The 19,309-nt window shown below is 45.1% G+C and carries 16 protein-coding genes; 11 read left to right on the top strand and 5 right to left on the bottom strand.

Annotation, left to right across the window (positions count from 1 at the left end; genetic code table 11):
- The gene (locus tag ACFI6J_RS05560) at window positions 1-420 is read right to left on the bottom strand and encodes an acyl-CoA thioesterase (protein ID WP_014975361.1); all 420 of its coding nucleotides are present in this window, start codon (window positions 418-420) and stop codon (window positions 1-3) included.
- Between the two features lie 212 nt (window positions 421-632).
- Here ACFI6J_RS05560 and ACFI6J_RS05555 point away from each other — a divergent pair, with 212 nt between their 5' ends.
- From ACFI6J_RS05555 to ACFI6J_RS05545, 3 genes are all read left to right on the top strand, one after another.
- Window positions 633-1,109, top strand: coding sequence for a MarR family winged helix-turn-helix transcriptional regulator (locus ACFI6J_RS05555; RefSeq protein ID WP_014975362.1), 477 nt, complete (start codon window positions 633-635; stop codon window positions 1,107-1,109).
- Window positions 1,110-1,120: 11 nt separating this feature from the next.
- Window positions 1,121-2,356: a S41 family peptidase gene (locus ACFI6J_RS05550; RefSeq protein WP_014975363.1), complete on the top strand. Its 1,236-nt coding sequence runs from the start codon at window positions 1,121-1,123 to the stop codon at window positions 2,354-2,356.
- Between the two features lie 76 nt (window positions 2,357-2,432).
- The gene (locus ACFI6J_RS05545) at window positions 2,433-3,935 is read left to right on the top strand and encodes an Hsp70 family protein (RefSeq protein ID WP_156077739.1); all 1,503 of its coding nucleotides are present in this window, start codon (window positions 2,433-2,435) and stop codon (window positions 3,933-3,935) included.
- 65 nt (window positions 3,936-4,000) lie between these two features.
- Here ACFI6J_RS05545 and ACFI6J_RS05540 read toward each other — a convergent pair whose 3' ends face one another.
- Window positions 4,001-4,168, bottom strand: coding sequence for a hypothetical protein (locus ACFI6J_RS05540; protein WP_012516741.1), 168 nt, complete (start codon window positions 4,166-4,168; stop codon window positions 4,001-4,003).
- A gap of 203 nt (window positions 4,169-4,371) precedes the next feature.
- Window positions 4,372-7,203 (bottom strand): excinuclease ABC subunit UvrA, encoded by a 2,832-nt coding sequence (gene uvrA / locus ACFI6J_RS05535; RefSeq protein WP_014975365.1) that lies wholly within the window; start codon window positions 7,201-7,203, stop codon window positions 4,372-4,374.
- Window positions 7,204-7,547: 344 nt separating this feature from the next.
- Here uvrA and ACFI6J_RS05530 point away from each other — a divergent pair, with 344 nt between their 5' ends.
- Both ACFI6J_RS05530 and ACFI6J_RS05525 read left to right on the top strand, forming a co-directional pair.
- A complete protein-coding gene (locus ACFI6J_RS05530) occupies window positions 7,548-8,885 on the top strand; it encodes an MFS transporter (protein WP_061439035.1) in 1,338 nt (445 codons plus the stop codon).
- A gap of 65 nt (window positions 8,886-8,950) precedes the next feature.
- Entirely contained in the window at window positions 8,951-9,535 is a 585-nt protein-coding gene (locus ACFI6J_RS05525) for an HAD family hydrolase (RefSeq protein ID WP_014977981.1), read from the top strand.
- Window positions 9,536-9,609: 74 nt separating this feature from the next.
- Here ACFI6J_RS05525 and ACFI6J_RS05520 read toward each other — a convergent pair whose 3' ends face one another.
- Entirely contained in the window at window positions 9,610-10,224 is a 615-nt protein-coding gene (locus ACFI6J_RS05520) for a hypothetical protein (protein WP_462585779.1), read from the bottom strand.
- Between the two features lie 232 nt (window positions 10,225-10,456).
- Here ACFI6J_RS05520 and ACFI6J_RS05515 point away from each other — a divergent pair, with 232 nt between their 5' ends.
- On the top strand, window positions 10,457-11,320 hold the full coding sequence (locus tag ACFI6J_RS05515) for an alpha/beta hydrolase family protein (protein ID WP_014947874.1): 864 nt from the start codon (window positions 10,457-10,459) through the stop codon (window positions 11,318-11,320).
- Window positions 11,321-11,731: 411 nt separating this feature from the next.
- Here ACFI6J_RS05515 and ACFI6J_RS05510 read toward each other — a convergent pair whose 3' ends face one another.
- On the bottom strand, window positions 11,732-12,733 hold the full coding sequence (locus ACFI6J_RS05510) for a LacI family DNA-binding transcriptional regulator (RefSeq protein ID WP_014947876.1): 1,002 nt from the start codon (window positions 12,731-12,733) through the stop codon (window positions 11,732-11,734).
- A gap of 328 nt (window positions 12,734-13,061) precedes the next feature.
- Between ACFI6J_RS05510 and ACFI6J_RS05505 the strand changes: the two genes are divergently transcribed.
- From ACFI6J_RS05505 to ACFI6J_RS05485, 5 genes are all read left to right on the top strand, one after another.
- Complete coding sequence (locus ACFI6J_RS05505; RefSeq protein WP_462585777.1) at window positions 13,062-14,081, top strand: aldose epimerase family protein; 1,020 nt, start codon at window positions 13,062-13,064, stop codon at window positions 14,079-14,081.
- A 172-nt stretch (window positions 14,082-14,253) separates the two neighbouring features.
- Complete coding sequence (locus ACFI6J_RS05500; protein WP_014947878.1) at window positions 14,254-15,309, top strand: UDP-glucose--hexose-1-phosphate uridylyltransferase; 1,056 nt, start codon at window positions 14,254-14,256, stop codon at window positions 15,307-15,309.
- Window positions 15,302-16,441 (top strand): galactokinase, encoded by a 1,140-nt coding sequence (galK, locus tag ACFI6J_RS05495; protein WP_014947879.1) that lies wholly within the window; start codon window positions 15,302-15,304, stop codon window positions 16,439-16,441. The genes ACFI6J_RS05500 and galK overlap by 8 nt, the downstream gene beginning before the upstream one ends.
- 356 nt (window positions 16,442-16,797) lie before the next feature.
- Window positions 16,798-18,360 (top strand): sodium/sugar symporter, encoded by a 1,563-nt coding sequence (locus ACFI6J_RS05490; RefSeq protein ID WP_014947880.1) that lies wholly within the window; start codon window positions 16,798-16,800, stop codon window positions 18,358-18,360.
- 267 nt (window positions 18,361-18,627) lie between these two features.
- Window positions 18,628-19,212, top strand: a complete 585-nt coding sequence (locus ACFI6J_RS05485; protein ID WP_014947881.1) for a single-stranded DNA-binding protein — start codon at window positions 18,628-18,630, stop codon at window positions 19,210-19,212.
- The last annotated feature ends 97 nt before the right edge of the window (window positions 19,213-19,309 follow it).

The raw sequence follows: 19,309 nt of genomic DNA, 5'->3' as shown, positions 1-19,309 counted from the left end.
TTACTGAGTTGGTACTTCTTTAAAGTGAGACTGTAGTTCTGATTTCACTTCATCCGGTATAGGCGCAGAGCGCTGTGTTTTATAGTCAAAATGCACCATGGTGGTAATGCCTGTTGAGCACAGCTTATCGTCTTGCCATAACTCTTGAAACACGTCGAACGCACTGTTGCCTAGCCGGCTAATGTAGGTTTTAACCGTCACAGGTTTGCCATAAAAAATTTGAGCTAAAAAATCGACTTTGTAGCTGGCTAAAATTAGCGGCCAATTTTGTAAGTCTAGTTCAGGGGTAAACATTCTGAAAATAGGCTCTCTGGCTGCTTCAAACCAAGCGACTAATGCAGTGTTACTTACATGCTGTAAGGCATCTGTTTCACAAAAACGTACGTCGAATGACGTAACTAATGGTACTGAATGGCTCATATTTTTTAGTAGAGTTCGTTGTTTATTTAGCTTTCACTCTAGCATTATGCCGCAGCTATTTCAGTCATTTATCAAACAGTAATTGATCCGGTTGGAAAACATTTTTAACACCTAACCAAAACATACACATTCAAAAATAAGTTGATTTGTGCAAATATTTGCGCAAATATTTGCATAAATGAGTTTGAGAAAAAATCACAAGGTGCCTATTTATGATCAGAAGCCCTCAGTTTGGCGCAATACTTTTGCGTGCTAGCGAGCTTATTGCAACTCAAGGTCAAGAGGTATTTGAAGCGCTTAATATTAGTCTGCCTGCAAATCGTATTTCTCTGGTACTGGCGATTCATACTCAAGGGCCTCTTTCGTCAACTGAGTTAGCAAGTCACATTGGTCTTTCACGTCAACTTATTGAAAGTCGGTTGAAGCAAAGTGTTGCAGACGGCTTTTTTGTTTCTGTGCCCGATGAACGAGACTCGCGAAAGCGCGTGTACGATATTGCGCCTAAAGCAAAGGCCGATGCGGCGCAGATAGTGACGATAATGCAAGAATTTGAAGACGTATATGATGCCCTTTGGGAAGAGATAGAGGTCAATCTTGAAGCCTCTCTCAAAAGCATGGAGCAGGCGCTAAAAAAACAATCGCTTCTTACGCGCTTAAATGAACAATTTCCTCATCATTCCAATTCATAATAGGGAGCATTATGATTTATCGAATTATTTTATTGTTGTCACTACTTCTTCCGCTAAGCAGCTGCGCACAAAGCCAGGGTTTCAATACGAAAGAAAGCTGGCAAGCCTTTGTTCAAACTGTTGAAGATAACTATGCATACTTAGATACGGCACCTACCGACTGGGAAGCTTTAAAAGCGTATTACCAACCCCTTGCAATAAACGCGACAACGCAAGAGGAGTTTGTCGACGTATTGCAGGTGGTGAAGCAGTTTTTTATCGACCCGCATTTTAACGTATCACCGCTAAACGAAGCGGACTACAGCGTCACGCCAACGGGGTCTGATATTTGGGTGGAAAAGCAAGGCGATGACTTTGTTATAACACGTATTAAAGCGGGCAGTGCTGCTGCCAAAAGCCAGTTAGCCTTAGGTGACATGATTGTAGGTATTGACGGCGAGTCTACAGAAGCCGCAATACAACGCGTTTTTGGAAACACATCGCTACCGCTTACTGACGCACATAAAACGTGGGCGGTTAATGTGGCTTTAGGTGGGCGTCGCAATCAAGAGAGGCACATTGAAGTGGCGTCTGATTTTGATGATGCCAAACGCGTGCAATTAGCAGCTAGTTACGATGCTATTAATCTACTTCGAACAAAAGCCCCTCTGATAGTTAAGCAGAAAGAGGGAATCGGATACATCCGCTTTAATAATAATCTAGGTAATTCTGAAACCGTTCGTGCGTTCAAAGAAGCTCTTGAGTCACTTGAATCAACACAGGGGTTAGTGATTGACCTGCGTAATACGCCGAGCGGGGGAAACACTGGTGTAGCTGAGCCTATCTTGGGGCACTTTGTAAATGCCAAAACCGCATATCAAGGTTACAAAATTCAAAATGCGGGAAAACCCTACCAAGAAGCAGAGCTACACTTGGCCTATGTTACCCCTTCATTACCTTATTACAGTAAGCCAGTAGTGGTACTCGTTGGTCATTGGACCGGCAGTATGGGAGAAGGTATGGCTATTGGCTTTGATGCCATTGGTGCAAAGGCGGTAATCGGCACACCCATGGCTGATTTGCTTGGCGGGATAAATCAATTTCAACTACCTGATTCGACCATAACTTTAGAGCTGGGTTTTGAACGTCTTTACCATGTGAACGGCTCATATCGAGAGGACTTTGTGCCCCAGGCGGTATCTTGGGACGGGCATACAGCCAGTGACTCAGAATTAAATGCTGCAATAGCTCTGTTAAAAGCAATATAGCTCAATTACATACAAAGCTAGAAAGCACTTTCGTATTTACTTACAATCCGCTTCTAACTTTTTGAGCGAACATATTATGACTGCGATTGGGATTGACTACGGTACATCAAATTCTGAGGTTGTGTATTTTGATGGAACGGCCCATCAGCACATCAAACTCGACCCGTTAGATAAGAAGGGCAATAAAATCCGTTCTTCGGTGTTCATCTATTTTGAAGATGAACTGCCGCCGCCTCCTGATGCCATGGTTGAAGCGAAAGTGGCGCAGTTACAGCGCGTTATCAGTGAGCAAATAGATAAGGCGAAGGACGGCTATTATTCGGCAAAAGATCCAAAAGAACAGGCGATGTATAGCGACCGTATCGACTCGCTGCGCGGTGATTTGCACAACAAGCCTGCATTACAGCGTAAAGCTATTGCGCAATTGATGCATGCCATGTCGCTAGACGAAATCCCTTTGCTGCGGTTGGTAGAGCACGGTAAGTTTGCGTTTGGTGAAGAAGGGTTTAGACGCTTTCTTAAAATGCCTGATAAAGGCCGTCTAATTTATTCACCTAAGAACTTTTTAGGCGCCTCGCTAGACGGTGACCAAAAACAAGCATTCATCGGTATTATTGCTAAGCAGCTGGCCTATTTTAAACAGTGTGCAGAGCAACAGCTAGGCAAGGCTGTTAATAATGCAGTTATTGGCCGTCCTGTTAAGTTTCACGGCACCCGCGGTGAAGAGGGGAACGCGCAAGCCATTCAAATTATGACTGAAGCGGCGACGAAAGCCGGGTTTACAGGGGTTAATTTCCTAGATGAACCCATAGCAGCGGCGTATAAAATTGAGCAAACCCTACCAAGGGATACCACTACGCTGATTGTCGATATTGGTGGGGGGACCACGGATATTTGCTGTATTAAGCTTTCCCCAGAGCGTTCAAATCAGCTTGATCGCAAAGATGATGTTCTGTCGGTAACAGGCAGACGATTAGGCGGCATGGATTGCGACAAAAGCTTGGTGCTAAAGGCTATTGCCCCAGAAATGGGAATGGGCCTTAAGATGATTAACGGGCTTCCTGTTCCACCCACGTACTTCTCTGATATGTGCGCGGTTGATAACATTCCTGCACTCACCCGCTTTTTCTCTGACGATTATGGGTTAGATATTTCTCAAACCATGTCTGTGATTAAAGAGCCAGCCCAATTAGAACGCTTGCTTATTGTTCAGGAGAACAAGTTGTCTGCCCGTGTGGTGAACTCGGCTCGATTAGCCAAGGAACTACTGTCGAGTAAGCAGAATATCACCTTGCCGCTACACTATATTGAAGATGATTTTGATGTGGAGATTTCGCAAGAGTCACTTAAAAAGGCGTTAAAACCTTGGCTTGATAAAGTGAAAGCGCTAGTGGTGGAATGCTTGGAAAACAGCAGTGAAAAGCCAGAAGTGGTGATGATCACAGGTGGTATGAGTTTATCGCCAATCGTGGTTGATGCGCTATATGAAAACCTACTTACCGGTTTACCTCGATTAGAGAATGACGCTTTCAACTCGGTGTGCGAAGGATTAGCTATTCAAGCGGCGAAGCACGCGTAATATCTTATTATAAATAAACACTAAGCCTTAGCGTAGTAGCGTTTACTGCGCTAAGGCTTTTTTGATCAGTGCTTAAGGATATTGTGTTCTTTTAGATAAATCGCGATGGCCTCAGGCGACTCGAAGGCTTTTAACAGCATTTCTTGTGCGCGTGCTTTCACATCATTGTCTTCTGATGATGACAGTAGGTGATACCATGTTTTCACTAAGGCTAATGGCGGCGTTTGGTTCATTAGTTGTCGCTCCAGCAATTCTTACTGCAAAAATACACAAAAATCATCGTAACGTATGATTTGCCAATACAAGCTCTGACCAGCATGGAAAAACGTGTAAATAAACGTCAACGCGCACTTCTTACAAGCTGCTGTGTAAATTACACAGCAGCAAAGTAGAAAACGAGTGCGCTTTACGCTAACGGATTTACCTCGTTACCGGCTCAAGCTTGTGTGAGCATGGGTTTCAGGAATCGACCTGTATGTGAAACTTCTTGTTGTGCCACATGCTCAGGTGTTCCCTCTGCAATAATCTGGCCACCTCCGGATCCACCTTCGGGTCCAAGGTCAACAATCCAGTCTGCGGTTTTAATCACATCTAGGTTATGCTCAATAACCACAACGGTATTACCGTGATCGCGCAGTCTGTGAAGGACGGCTAATAACTGTTTAATATCGTGGAAATGCAACCCGGTGGTTGGCTCATCCAAGATATAGAGTGTTTGCCCAGTGTCTCTTTTTGACAACTCTTTCGCCAATTTCACGCGCTGTGCTTCACCACCTGATAACGTAGTGGCGGCTTGGCCTAGTCGAATATATGACAAGCCTACGTCCATGAGGGTCTGCAATTTACGTGAAATAGCCGGAATAGCATCGAAGAACTGACGGGCATCTTCCACCGTCATTTCCAACACTTCGTGAATGTTCTTATCTTTGTACTTTATCTCAAGGGTTTCACGGTTATAGCGTTTGCCCTGACACACGTCACAAGGCACATACACGTCTGGCAAAAAGTGCATTTCCACTTTAATTACACCGTCACCCTGACACGCCTCACAGCGGCCGCCTTTCACGTTAAAGCTAAAGCGGCCAGGTTTGTAACCCCGTGAACGCGACTCTTGTGTGCCAGCGAACATTTCACGAATTGGAGTGAAAATGCCAGCGTAAGTCGCTGGGTTAGAGCGCGGTGTTCTGCCGATAGGGCTTTGGTCAATATCGACCACTTTGTCGAGCTGGTCTAATCCTGTCATCGACTTATGCGGTGCCGGTTCAGACGTGGTCGCCTTGTTCAGCTCGCGTTGCGCAATTTTGTAGAAGGTGTCATTAATCAGCGTTGATTTACCCGAGCCCGATACACCCGTCACACAGGTCATTACACCGGTAGGTATACGTAAATCAACAGACTTCAAGTTGTTGCCGGTAGCGCCTAAAAGCTCTAGCCACTTGTCGTCTTTAACCGGTGTGCGTGTTGCAGGAATATCAATCTTCTCTCTACCAGATAAGTATTTTCCAGTAAGTGAGTGTTCACTGTTCTTAATATCTTCCAGCGAACCTTCGGCAATTATCTCACCGCCATGTACACCCGCCCCCGGGCCGATATCTACAATGTAATCGGCTTCGCGAATGGCATCTTCGTCGTGTTCTACAACTAGTACGGTGTTACCCAGGTCGCGCAAGTGCGTAAGCGTGCCAAGTAAGCGTTCGTTATCCCGTTGATGAAGACCGATAGAGGGCTCATCCAGCACGTACATAACGCCCACTAAGCCTGCGCCAATTTGACTTGCCAGTCGAATGCGCTGAGCTTCACCGCCCGATAGGGTATCGGCGCTGCGCGACATAGAAAGATAGTTAAGACCTACGTTTACCAAGAAGCGCAAGCGGTCCATGATTTCTTTCAAAATCTTCTCGGCTATCTGAGCACGTTGACCTTCAAGTTTCAGTGTCTCGAAGAAGCCGTACGCATCGGCAATCGACATGTCAGCAATGGCTGGCAGGTTGGTGTCTTGTATAAATACATTACGTGCTTCAACACGCAGACGGGTGCCGTTACAGCTACTGCAGTGCTGCTGGCTTAAATATTTTGCTAGCTCTTCACGCACTGAGTTCGACTCGGTCTCGCGATAGCGACGCTCCATATTAGGGATAATGCCCTCAAATGGATGCTTACGCTCCATCACGTCGCCACGCTCGTTTATGTACTTAAACGACAGCGACTTGCCTTTAGACCCGTAAAGCACAATGTCTTGGTGCTTTTTATCGAGCTCTTCAAATGGCGCGGTAAGGCTAAATTTATAATGGTCTGCTACTGCCTGTAGCATTTGAAAATAGTAATAGCTGCGCTTGTCCCATCCGCGAATAGCGCCGCCAGACAGACTCAATTCGGTATTGCCGACTACGCGTGCGGGGTCAAAGAACTGTCTTGTGCCTAAGCCGTCACAGGTAGGGCAGGCGCCCGCTGGGTTGTTAAATGAAAACAGGCGCGGCTCTAATTCACTGATGCTGTAACCACAGTGTGGGCAGGCGAAATTAGCAGAAAACACAATTTCTTCTGCGTCTTTATCGTCCATATCAGCCACAACCGCGTTGCCGCCAGCAAGGCTAAGCGCCGTCTCGAATGATTCAGCCAAACGTAGTGCCATATCGTCGCGCACTTTAAAGCGGTCGACCACAACTTCGATGGTGTGCTTCTTGTGCAAATCGAGAGGCGGCGGATCGGATAGATCACACACTTCACCATCGATACGCGCGCGAATAAAGCCTTGAGCAGATAGGTTTTGCAGCGTCTTAACGTGCTCGCCTTTACGCTCTTTAACAATAGGCGCTAGCAGCATTAACTTACTGCCCTCGGGCATCGCTAACACTTTATCGACCATTTGGCTGACCGTTTGTGCATCTAGCGGCACATCGTGGTCTGGACAGCGTGGCGTACCCACTCGCGCGAACATTAAACGCAGGTAGTCGTATATTTCAGTGATGGTACCCACCGTTGAACGAGGGTTGTGCGATGTTGATTTCTGCTCAATGGATATTGCTGGTGATAAACCCTCAATATGATCAACATCTGGTTTTTCCATCATAGATAGAAACTGACGAGCATAGGCAGACAAAGACTCAACGTAACGACGCTGGCCTTCTGCATAAAGCGTGTCGAATGCAAGAGACGATTTACCCGAGCCAGAAAGGCCGGTTATCACCACCAGTTTGTCTCGTGGCAGTGTTAAATCGATGTTTTTCAAGTTGTGGGTGCGAGCACCGCGAATTTCGATTTTATCCATTGAAGCCTAAATGAGAGAAAAAGAATCAGTATGCCATAGGTGTCAAGTAAAGTGATATGACATTCAAGTTATACTGTAAGCGGAGTAAGCAGATCACCTCACGGACATAAGCTTACGATTAGATCTCTCTTATCGACATTGCAAAGTGGTGATTTTATCCCCACTTTTAAACCCCTATTAAGAAAAAGGGTAGTGCGAGTGGGCTAAATCTACCTCGCGAGCAGAAGAAAATACCAATTGTATTATGCTACACTTCGCGACCTTATTCTTAATGCAGCAGAAACAGGTGTTCTCTGCGCGCTTTTATGTTTTTTTGATTTTATATATTGAGGGAAACAGACGCTTTGAACGCTTTGGAATTACGCGCTGCGCTTGCACTCGCCTCCGTTTACGTATTACGCATGATGGGGCTGTTCATGGTTATGCCCGTGTTGGCTGTAGCCGCAATGGACTACCCAGATTACTCGCCGCTGTTGGTAGGACTTGCCGTGGGTGGATATGGCCTAACCCAAGCTGCGCTGCAAATTCCTATGGGTATGATGTCTGACAAATGGGGGCGTAAACCCGTTATTTTGCTAGGGCTTGCTGTATTTGCATTAGGAAGCTTTGTAGCAGCAAACGCCGACAGTATGGCCATGATGATTGTTGGGCGTATTCTTCAAGGCGCTGGGGCTATTGCAGGTGCGATAATGGCGCTAGCTACCGATGTAAGCCGGGAAAGTCAGCGAGCCAAAGTGTTAGCTATTATAGGCATAGCCATTGGCTTCTCATTCTATTTAGCCGTTATTTTAGGACCTCTCATTGCGAACAGCTACGGGCTTGCAGGTGTGTTTGGTATTACTGGTATTCTGGCCATTCTTTGCATGCCGCTGGTTAAATGGGTAGTGCCAAACGGTGTGCAGCTGAGCAGTGGCGATACACTCCCACAAAAAGACCAGCTAAAGCGCTTAATTTTTTCTTCTCAGTTATGGCGTTTAAATATCAGCGTGATGATTCTACACATGATGATAACGCTGTTGTTTGTTCAACTGCCCGTAACGCTACTGAACTTTGATATGACGCTAGACAGTCACTGGACGGTTTACTTACCCGTTTTAGGCGCGTCAATTGTAGGCCTAATTATAATGATGGGAGTAGCAAGAGGCCGTACGCCTAAATCGCTCCTTGTAACCGGCGTTGTATTAATGGGCGGCGCGTTTTTGGCGCTGAGTTTAGAGGACCATAGCTGGTGGTGGGTTACCGCTGCCGTGGTGCTTTTCTTTACTGGCTTTAATTATTTGGAAGCGAATTTCCCTGCATTGGTGTCGAGCATTGCGCCTGCGGGACAAAAAGGAACGGCCATGGGCCTCTACGCCAGTTTTCAATTTTTCGGTGCGTTTTTGGGCGGTGTAATTTCTGGTTTCGTCACCGATATTTGGTCGCAAGAGTTAGCTTATGGCATTGGTGCCGCTAGCACTCTGCTTTGGCTTTTTATTATTCTTGGTGTTAAAGAAGTGAGCCGGGTTAAGCGTGTGATGATGAATGGAGATTTTGATAGTTCAAATGTTTCCAGCATTGAAGCCGAGCTGCTGTTAGTGCCTGGTGTATTGGAAGTGACATTAAACAGTCAAAATAACGCGGTATACCTGAAAGTTGATCGTGATTTTGATGCGGTAAAAGCGCGAGACGTGTTGTCTGCATAGTTGCTTATCTCATTGCAACCATGAAAGGTTAGCATCACACTATTTTTGAAAAGGAAGCGAAGACCATGATTGACCTAAGCAGCTACAAAGCCATTATTTTTGATATGGATGGCACCTTGGTCGATTCAATGGGGGCGCATATTGATGCGTGGCAGCTTACGTGCGATGCGTTTGGTTATCCCTTCGACCGAGACTACCAATACAGTTTAGGTGGTGTTCCTACCTTTGAAACCGTACATCTTATGAATGCAAAGTATGGAAAAAGCCACGATCCAGCAGAGGTTGCTCTATATAAAAAACAGGCGTTTGAAGGGCTAGACCATGTCCCAAGGCTTATCCAAGATACCCTGGACGTGTTTAACCATTATAAGGGAAGCATGCCCATTGCAGTGGGGACAGGTTCAGATAGGCAGCACGCGCAAATGGTGTTAAATGAACACGGCCTGCTAGCCCAATTATCTGCGCTGGTTACAGCCGATGACGTCACTCAAGGTAAACCTCACCCTGAAACCTTTGTGCGTGCGGCAGAATTAATGGGTGTAGCACCACAGCATTGTGTGGTGTTTGAAGATACCGACATGGGACGAAAAGCGGCGGTTGACGGTGGCATGGCGTGCTTTATGGTCGACAATACGCGGCTTATCTACTGAATCTTACCCTGATTGAAAGTTCGAGCTTAGGGCTTACGCTCACTCAATCGCGTTCACTTTATAGTTTCTTAGGCTTATACCGCCTCTAGTTCGCTTAGCGCATTTCCGCAGTTGTGTAACAGTGAAGACTTTATACGTTTGGTGGCATCATCAATGGCGGTTTTCATTGCATCGATAGCAATCTGATTGCTCTCTTTTTCACTGACACTGGCGTTCACATTCATGCTTTGCCCTCTGAAGGTGGTGGCGGGTGAATACTCTTCGGCATAGTCAGGTTTGTACTTAACATTAAGCACCACGGTGGCAACCATATTACTGCCTAAGGTTTTTATAAACGCGCGGTTTAGTACTACTTTCACGCTGTTGGCTGCTTCAATATCTGGGCTGACATTCATCGCTTCTAAGCTTTGCTGTAACAGTGAATAGAGCGTGTCTTCTGTTACATTACTGCTTCCAACGAGCAAGTCTTTACTCGACCGTATGTCGATTAGTTCTGCCAAGTTGATTGGACAAGCTTTCGCTTTAGACATGGTTAGCTGATAGTCTTTTCTCTGCGACGCAGGAATTAATGATGAGTCAAGCTCGGGTGGCGTAGACTCGCAGGCAATAAGTAAGGGTAGGACACAACAGGCAACAATAAGTCGAGCTGGTGATGTAGCGTAAGACATGGAAAATGTTCTACTTTTCATTAAATTATTTTTGTTTTATGCAGATAAATTATGCAAGTAATATTGTCTTTAGTATAAGAAAGTTTGTATCGCTAAGAAACAGAACAACTGTTGCAAACTGTTACAGCTTGTTTAGCATAGGTGTGGGACTGTTGATTTTGCTGAGCGAGTTTTTGATCAGCGACACAACCATTACACCTATGTAACCTGAATAAAAATTTCGCCATAACCATTCAACACGGACAGTTCTTTAATGATGAGCTTAAAAAACGCGGTAATTAGTGTAGTTGCAAGTGTGTCACTTATTGGGTGCGCAATTAACGTGTCCCCTTCGGCCTTCTTTTATCAAGACACTCAGCAAAAGCCCCTTGATACTACGAAGCTACACGCGGCAATTCAAAAAGACAAAACCTCAGCGGGCATAACCCGTGTTGAAGTTAAAAATGACGCTGGGTTAACTTTGAGAGGTGTTGCTGTTTCTTACCCTGACCCTATTGTTAACATTGTTTTCTTTGCAGACAATCGTATGCCTGTAAGCGAAAACAACAGCGTTATTCATAGACTGGGTAAGTTGCCCGCTAATATATTGTGGCTCGATTATCAGGGAGTAGGAGCCAGTGATAAAGCGAAGGACTTAAGTATTAACGCTATTAAACAAGATGCGTTAACCCAGTTTGACTATGTAGCAAGTGCGTTTGACGCCTCAATTCCCACTATCGTTCACGGCCGAGGTATAGGCAGCTATTTCGCAAGCTATGTTGCTGCAAATAGAAAGATAGACGCTTTAGTATTAGACGGCGCTTTCAATAATATCTCTGATTTAATTGCCAACATGGTGCCAGGCTTCTCTAATTCATTCACAAACATGAAGCTTCACGATGAAGTTCATAGTATGCAAATAGCCCCAATCTTGCGTCACTATGAGGGACCGCTATGGCTGGTGGTGGGTGAGGAAGACAAAATAACGCCTTACCCGATTAGTCAGCAGCTATTAGAAGATGCATCAAGTAGCGAAAAGTATATTTCGGTCATTCCTGGTGCGACGCACAACGCAACGCTAAAAAGTGACTATGCCATACAAGAGTACAAGCAGTTTTTAGCAAGATTCACTCAGTAATAGAAACCTTACTCGTTGTGGATAAGTAGTGGAAAACCTTGTTGGTAAGTCTGTTAATAGCCATATAGAACAACAGATCACGATCTTTTCATCACTTTCTGGTCGGATCACGAAATGTCAGTTAAATCAAGCGCTGTAGAGCAACTGTGCTCGATCTTAATCTTTTTTGATCGTAAAGCTGTGCAGGATCAGGCAATTTTGCTCTTTGGGGATAAAAGTTCGAGGCAAAACGATCAAGCGGGTATTTTTGTCAATAGTTTCATGTCATGAAATTTTTAGAACACAGTTGCTTAACTATACATCGAATTACGATTAATCATCCATCAAACTTGCTTGTAAGTGATTAAATAAAATACCCGCCATAGGCGGGTATTTTTTTGGTCTATTAATTTTTGAAAGGAAAACGAACAGCTAAACCCTAACCATTGAATCTCGTTTTACTACTGTAGGAGTATATTTAAAGGTAAGCCCATCTTCTGGTTTGCTTCCCGATGCATACTTCAATGCAAGTTCCGCCGCTTTTGCTGCCATCATTTCTACTGGATAACGCAGAGTCGTTAATTTAGGACGACAGTACTTTGCTAACAGCACATCATCGTATCCCATCACAGAAACTTGTTCTGGAACTGAAATACCATGGTCCTGCAGCATGGTCATAGCACCAGATGCCATAGCATCGTTATAAGCCAAAACAGCAGTGAATTTTGCACCAGTAGCAAGCAAGTTTTGCATTGCCAGTTCACCACCTTCCTGATCGGGCGTAGCATACTCAATCATGCTTTCAGGCAAGCTTAAATTCGCATTGTTAACTGCGTTTCTAATCCCTTCGAGGCGATGATTAGGATCGTCTATGCGATACTGACTGCTTATCACCGCGACATGTTCATGGCCTTGGTTGATGGCATATTCCGCCATAAGGCGACCACCGGTTACGTTATCAAGCCATACACAACGATTTGCTATCTCTGGTATATAGCGGTTAATTAATACAAAGCCTGGAACTTGGTTTGCAAAACCGATCAGGGTCTCGTCATCAAGTGCTTTGCTGTGCACTACCATGGCTTCTACTCGATGCTCTAGCAGTGTTTCAATAGCGCGAAGTTCAGTCTCTTTTTCAATAGAGCCGGCACTTAATAAAATTTGAACGTTATTCTTGCGGGTAATGGATTCCACCCCGTGGGCTAACATAGCGAAAAATGGGTCGTGGAGCTCAGCAATGACAACGCCTAAAGATGCGCTACGTTTGGTTACAAGTGCCCGCGCATTAGCGTTGGGACGATAACCCATTTCTTCCATGATTTTTTTGACACGCTTGCGAGTATCATTGCCCACTTTAGGACCATTATTAATAACTCTTGATACGGTCGCTAATGAAACGCCAGCGGCTTGGGCGATATCTTTTATTGTTGCCATTTTCTTTCAAACTTCGTTTTATTGCGTGGAGTGTCGATTGACCTGATTGCCATAGCGTACATTATATTTACAAAAAAAGATAAAATTCTAACGCTTAGCTTGTGGTGTCTTTCACGGGGCTGAGATGCATTAGAGAGATGAAGAGCGTTAGATTACCTAAGTGGTTTTACCTTCTATGATTGTTAATCAAACCGCTGTAAAAAAGAATGGAAAACGTATAACCTCCTAGACATTCTGAAAGATTGCATTATTCATTAATGTATAAAAAATGTGTGGTAGGTTGGAAAGCGTCAGTTTACTAAGCACGTCTTAAGGTAAAAATTTTGTTATGAAAATAAATGTATCTGCATTTGGTGAAGTTGAAGGCGAAGTCGTAAACGCCTTTACGTTAACTAACGACAACGGCATGTCAGTTACTTTGCTTAACTACGGCGGAATTATTAAAGAAATTCACTTCCCAAATGCAGAAGGTGAATCGGTAAGTTGTGTCCAAACTTTCGAGACTCTACAAGACTATATAGATGACCCGAGCTATCGCGGTGCGATCGTAGGACGCTACGCAAACCGAATTGGACATGGCTCGTTTGCGTTAAATGGAACAGAGTACACCTTAGATAAAAATGGCGGTGAACATAATCTACACGGCGGCCTAGCTGGGTTTCATAAGAAAGTTTGGGCGGCAAGCGTCCAAGAGACGACAGACAGTGTGGCTGTAACATTTACCTTAACTAGTCCCGATGGGGAAGGTGGCTTTCCCGGTACTGTTAATGTAGAGGCATGCTATTCCCTTGATCAAAACAATGAGTTATCTCTTGTGATCACCGCAAACACAGACAAAGAAACCCCGCTTAGTTTCACGCAGCATGCTTACTTCACGTTGAGCAACGACCCGCAAGTGGGTAATACATTGCTACATATAGATGCTGACAAAGTCACGGACGCAGATAGCACCTTGCTGCCAACTGGAAAACTGGTCGAAGTTGCCAATACTCCCTTTGATTTCACGAAACCTACAGCAATAAAAGAAAGGGCAGAGCAATCTAATTCCCATCCATTATTTGATAGGGTGGGAGGCTACGACCACAACTATGTACTCCGTGATACGCCTGAGCATACCCCACAAGCAACCGTAAAGGCACTTGATACTGGTATTGCTATGTCGTTATTTACTAACTTGCCGGGTTTGCAGTTTTATACTGGCGGGTTGAAAACCGACGATCAGCTTGGTGCCTTGTGCTTAGAACCACAGCATTTCCCGGATGCACCCAATAAGCCCGAGTTTCCAAACTGTTTCGTAAAAGCCGGGGAAACCTTCAAAGCAAGTATGCGATACAAGTTCAGCGCATAGAAATCGTTATGTAGTGACAAAAGAAAATTATTTGTTATCAATTTAACAATTAATTTTCTTTGTTACGCAATTGATAAACGTAGAAGCTTGCTATATCATTATCAGGGTAAACGTTTAACCCTATTTGATGTTGCGCATTAGAGCGTAGCAGGCTAATTCAGAGAGAGTGATTATGGGAACCCCTTTCGACCCTACCAACGATCCACATCGCCGTTACAACCCTTTGTTGGGTGAGTGGGTGTTAGTGTCGCCTCACAGAGCGAAGCGCCCTTGGCAGGGAGCCTCAGAAGAGCCAAACAACGAACAAAAGCCATCTTACGACTCTACGTGTTATTTATGTCCAACAAACACCCGCGTGAATGGTGAAGTTAACCCTGATTACAAAGGTACGTTTGTTTTTCAAAACGATTTTGCTGCCCTTAAGCAAGATACAGAACAAGCCAGTGAGAAAAAGGGGCTGTTTCAGTTCGAAACTGAGCAAGGCTGCAGTCGTGTTATTTGTTTTTCCCCTGATCACAGCAAAACGTTACCTGAGCTTTCCGATGAAGAACGCGTAGACGTAGTCAACACGTGGAAAGCACAAACCGCTGAACTTGGTGAAACCTATCGCTGGGTACAAGTTTTTGAAAACAAAGGCTCAATGATGGGGTGTTCAAATCCTCACCCTCATGGTCAAGTATGGGCGCAGCAGCATGTGCCTACCGACCCAGCGAAAAAAGTCGTGCAGCTACAGCAATACTTTGGTGATAACGGCACGCCTATGCTGTTGGACTATGCCGAACAAGAAGTAGCGAAGCAAGAGCGAGTCGTGTGTCAAAATGATGATTGGGTTGTAGTTGTACCATACTGGGCCGCTTGGCCTTTTGAGACGCTACTGTTACCCAGATTTGACGTGCAATCTATGCACATGCTCTCGGATTCTCAGTCGCTATCTCTTGCTAAGATCATTGGCGAAATTACAGCGAAGTACGACAACTTATTTGAAACGTCTTTCCCATACTCTATGGGATGGCACAGTGCCCCATTTGATAGTGAAGCGCACCCTGAATGGACGCTACATGCGCATTTCTTCCCACCACTTCTGCGCTCAGCAAGTGTACGCAAGTTTATGGTTGGGTACGAAATGATGGCAGAGGCACAGCGAGATTTGACCCCTGAACAAGCGGCAGACAGATTAAAAGCACTATCCACAGTGCACTATAAGAAACGTGAGAATGCGAATGGATAATCAAGTACTTTCTTCTAATTTTGAAACGCATTACGGCGAGGCGCCAGCGTTAATCGCACATGCGCCGGGTCGAGTGAACATTATTGGTGAGCATACCGATTATAACGAAGGGTTCGTATTTCCGGCTGCAATCAACTTTGGAACGTGGGTTGCGGCAACAAAGCGCGCAGATAACGACATCGTGGTTACCGCGATGGACTACGAAAATCAACAAAACCAGTTTTCGTTGTCAGACATTAACTATGACGAAGAACAAGGGTGGGCAAACTATGTTCGCGGCGTAGTGAAAGTACTTAAAGAGGCCATTCCAGATTTTGGCGGAGCTAACTTATTGGTTACGGGCAATGTGCCACAAGGCGCTGGGTTAAGCTCTTCGGCATCTTTTGAAGTGGCTATATTAAAAGCGTTAAGCGCGCTGTATGAGTTGCCCCTCGATGGCGTACAGGCTGCACTGTTAGGGCAGAAAGCCGAGAATACGTTCGTAGGCTGCTCATGCGGAATTATGGATCAGTTAATCTCTGCTATGGGTAATGAAGGCATGGCAATGCTGCTTGATTGCCAGTCGCTAGCCATTGAGCATTCACCACTACCAGACTCGCATCAAATCGTTATCATCAATTCGAATGTTAAACGTGGTTTGGTTGACAGTGAATACAACTTGCGTCGTCAGCAGTGTGAACAAGGCGCGTCGTTATTGGGTGTGTCATCGTTACGCGAAGCAACTATGGAAATGCTAGAAGGCGCTAAAGCACATATGCCAGAGGTGGTTTATCGCCGCGCGAAGCATATTGTTACCGAAAACGCTAGAACACTGGCAGCAAGCCAAGCCTTAAAAGCTGGCGACATCGAAACGGTTAGTGAAGCCATGGCGCAATCTCACATCTCCATGCGTGATGACTTTGAAATTACCGTTCGCCCAATCGATTACTTGGTTGAGATCATTGGTGAAGTGCTGGGTAAATCGGGTGGTGTTCGCATGACTGGCGGTGGATTCGGCGGCTGCGTAGTGGCCCTTGTACCTACCGACAAAGTTGAAGCGGTGAAGCAAGTCGTGGCCGACAAGTACTCTGATGAAACAGGATACAGTGCTGACATTTATGTGTGTACGGCTACACAGGGCGCGTTCGCCTAATTATCGATTTAAATACAGCCTTTATACACAAACCTCTCCCCTTTCTAAACAATCCTATTCTTTAGAATTGTTTGTGTCCCTTAAGCCGCATCCATTGGTTGCGGCTTTTTTTTACAAAAAGTGCACATTTCTAGTTAAAAAAAGTAAACAAAGTGTGATACTAATACTACCCGCAATAACGCGATAAGTTTAACGGTGAGTTTTTCACCCATTTATGATTTATTGTGCTTTGCGAAACGCGTTTTAATAACGTGACACTGGTGTGGCAACAACCAATATAATAATAAAAACAATTTTTCACCTGTGTACCCTGCATAACAATCGCCGCACCCAAAATAAGAACTTTGGGAAAAACTATGAAATTAGCATCAATAGATATCACGTTGTTCGTGGTATACGTCGTCGCGCTTGTCGGAATTGCGTGGTGGGTTTCTCGCGAAAAGCAGGGTCATCAAAAAGACACAAATGATTACTTTCTAGCGGGCTCAAGCTTGCCATGGTGGGCAATTGGCGCATCACTCATCGCTGCCAATATTTCTGCCGAACAAATCATCGGCATGTCGGGGTCAGGTTACCAGTTGGGGCTTGCCATTGCGTCTTATGAGTGGATGGCCGCCATTACGCTGCTTATTGTCGGCAAGTTCTTCTTACCTATCTTTCTTAAGCATAAAATTTACACCATGCCTCAATTTCTTGAGCAGCGATATGATCATCGCGTGCGCAAGGTAATGGCAATATTCTGGCTAGGTGTTTATGTTTTTGTAAACCTAACGGCTGTGCTGTGGTTAGGTGCATTGGCCATCAATACCATCGCGGGTGTTGATATGGTTTACGGCATGATGTTCTTAGGTCTTTTCTCGTTAACCTATTCACTTTACGGCGGCTTGAAAGCGGTAGCACTCACCGACATTATTCAAGTCGTGTTGTTGGTTATTGGTGGCTTGTTCCTGTCGTATACGGCGTTAAACCTAATCAGCGACGGCAATGGTGCCATCCAAGGTTTTGTTGACCTTACTAACAAGCTCCCTGAGAAATTCGACATGATTTTGTCAGAAGACAACCCGCACTATATGGACTTGCCGGGCATTTCTGTATTGATTGGCGGTATGTGGATCATGAACCTGTCGTATTGGGGCTTTAACCAGTACATCATTCAGCGCACGTTGGCGGCAAAGAGCGTTCAAGAAGCGCAAAAAGGTATTGCGTTTGCGGCTTTCCTAAAACTGCTAATGCCGCTAATTGTGGTATTGCCAGGGATTGCAGCAGTGCTAATTGTGCCAGACTTAGCTAAACCGGACCAAGCATACCCAAGCCTAATGACGCTGATGCCTGTTGGCCTTAAAGGTATTATCTTCGCAGCCTTGGTGGCGGCGATTGTGTCCTCGCTAGCGTCGATGACAAATAGCGTTTCTACTATTTTTACCATGGACCTTTATAAAGATAAGCGTCCAAACGAGTCGCAGCAGCATTATGTGAAAGTGGGTCGTATCGTAAGCTTGGTCGCGCTTATCATTGCTATGGTGGTGGCCAAGCCGCTGTTGGGTAATTTTGATCAAGCATTCCAGTATATCCAGGAATTCACGGGCTTCTTTACACCAGGTATCTGCGCATTGTTCGTTTTAGGTATGTTCTGGAAGAAAACCACAGCAAACGGTGGTCTGTTGGCCGCATTAGGCTCATTTGTTTTAAGCATTGCGTTTAGACAGTTCTGGCCTGAACTGCCGTTTATTGACCGTGTTGGACTTGTCTTCCTGCTTTGTATTGCTTTAGCTGTGGTTGTTTCTTTGCTAGAGAAAAAAGGTGTCAGTGAAAACGCTGTCGACCTAAACGAAGTGCAGTTCAAAACCACAAGCGGATTTAATGTAGCATCTATCGCTGTAGTTATCCTTACAGCGGCGTTTTACATTACGTGGTGGTAGCAGACAAAGAAAGGCGTTTTTAATCGCAACGCCCTTGCTAAAATTAGCTAAAAACAACGCGAAAGTTCAGAAGACGCTGACAATAAATTTTGTTAAGTTCTAGAACGTGTTGCAGTTAGTAACGTAAACCTGTGGCGAAAAACTTCAATTTTCCCTCATAAAATACGGTATACTAACCGGCTAATATTCGATGAACTTTCGCGCTTGCTGATGTCTTACTAAGAAGAGTTATACAGCAAGCCACTAAAAACGTTACAGGAGACATCAATGGCAACGAAAGGCGTTAATAAGGTTATTCTTGTTGGAAACCTTGGCAATGATCCTGAAGTTAGATACATGCCTAACGGAAACGCCGTTGCGAACTTAAGCCTAGCAACTAGCGAAAGCTGGAAAGACCAACAGGGTCAGGTTCAAGAGCGCACTGAGTGGCACCGCCTTACAATGTACCGTCGCTTAGCAGAAATTGCCGGAGAGTACCTGAAAAAGGGCTCGCAAATTTATGTTGAAGGTAAATTGCAGACGCGTAAGTGGCAAGATCAACAAGGCCAAGATAAATACACCACTGAAATTATCGTAGACCAAATGCAAATGCTTGGCGGTCGCGGCGGTGAAGGCGGTGGCGGTAACGGTGGTTACCAACGTCCTCAGAACAACCAAGGTGGTTACAACCAGGCGCCAGCACAAGGCGGTTATAACCAAGCGCCACAGCAAGGTGGTGGCCAGCAGGGCGGCTACAACTCAAACCAAGGTGGCGGCTACAATCAAGCGCCTCAAGGTGGCAATCAAGGTCAGCCAAAGAACCCACCAATGGCTGAGCCAGATTTTGACTTCGACGATGACATTCCGTTTTAAGAAAAAACTGTTCACGTGTTGAAAATATTCTAAGAGCCGCTTTAATAGCGGCTCTTTTTTTGAGCTAAGTTCGCCCAATTATGAGATTGGTGCCCGC

This window comes from Alteromonas sp. G4i13 (assembly GCF_054960505.1).
This window is presented reverse-complemented; position numbering and strand designations above follow the sequence as displayed.

Excerpts from the sequence above, each read along its gene's own strand:
- ACFI6J_RS05525 (WP_014977981.1), top strand. The coding sequence starts at position 8,951 with ATGATTGACCTAAGCAGCTACAAAGCCATTATTTTTGATATGGATGGC.
- ACFI6J_RS05545 (WP_156077739.1), top strand. The coding sequence starts at position 2,433 with ATGACTGCGATTGGGATTGACTACGGTACATCAAATTCTGAGGTTGTG.
- ACFI6J_RS05540 (WP_012516741.1), bottom strand. The coding sequence starts at position 4,168 with ATGAACCAAACGCCGCCATTAGCCTTAGTGAAAACATGGTATCACCTA.
- ACFI6J_RS05485 (WP_014947881.1), top strand. The coding sequence starts at position 18,628 with ATGGCAACGAAAGGCGTTAATAAGGTTATTCTTGTTGGAAACCTTGGC.
- ACFI6J_RS05555 (WP_014975362.1), top strand. The coding sequence starts at position 633 with ATGATCAGAAGCCCTCAGTTTGGCGCAATACTTTTGCGTGCTAGCGAG.
- galK (WP_014947879.1), top strand. The coding sequence starts at position 15,302 with ATGGATAATCAAGTACTTTCTTCTAATTTTGAAACGCATTACGGCGAG.
- ACFI6J_RS05500 (WP_014947878.1), top strand. The coding sequence starts at position 14,254 with ATGGGAACCCCTTTCGACCCTACCAACGATCCACATCGCCGTTACAAC.
- ACFI6J_RS05515 (WP_014947874.1), top strand. The coding sequence starts at position 10,457 with ATGATGAGCTTAAAAAACGCGGTAATTAGTGTAGTTGCAAGTGTGTCA.
- ACFI6J_RS05560 (WP_014975361.1), bottom strand. The coding sequence starts at position 420 with ATGAGCCATTCAGTACCATTAGTTACGTCATTCGACGTACGTTTTTGT.
- ACFI6J_RS05520 (WP_462585779.1), bottom strand. The coding sequence starts at position 10,224 with ATGAAAAGTAGAACATTTTCCATGTCTTACGCTACATCACCAGCTCGA.
- ACFI6J_RS05510 (WP_014947876.1), bottom strand. The coding sequence starts at position 12,733 with ATGGCAACAATAAAAGATATCGCCCAAGCCGCTGGCGTTTCATTAGCG.
- ACFI6J_RS05490 (WP_014947880.1), top strand. The coding sequence starts at position 16,798 with ATGAAATTAGCATCAATAGATATCACGTTGTTCGTGGTATACGTCGTC.
- ACFI6J_RS05550 (WP_014975363.1), top strand. The coding sequence starts at position 1,121 with ATGATTTATCGAATTATTTTATTGTTGTCACTACTTCTTCCGCTAAGC.
- uvrA (WP_014975365.1), bottom strand. The coding sequence starts at position 7,203 with ATGGATAAAATCGAAATTCGCGGTGCTCGCACCCACAACTTGAAAAAC.
- ACFI6J_RS05505 (WP_462585777.1), top strand. The coding sequence starts at position 13,062 with ATGAAAATAAATGTATCTGCATTTGGTGAAGTTGAAGGCGAAGTCGTA.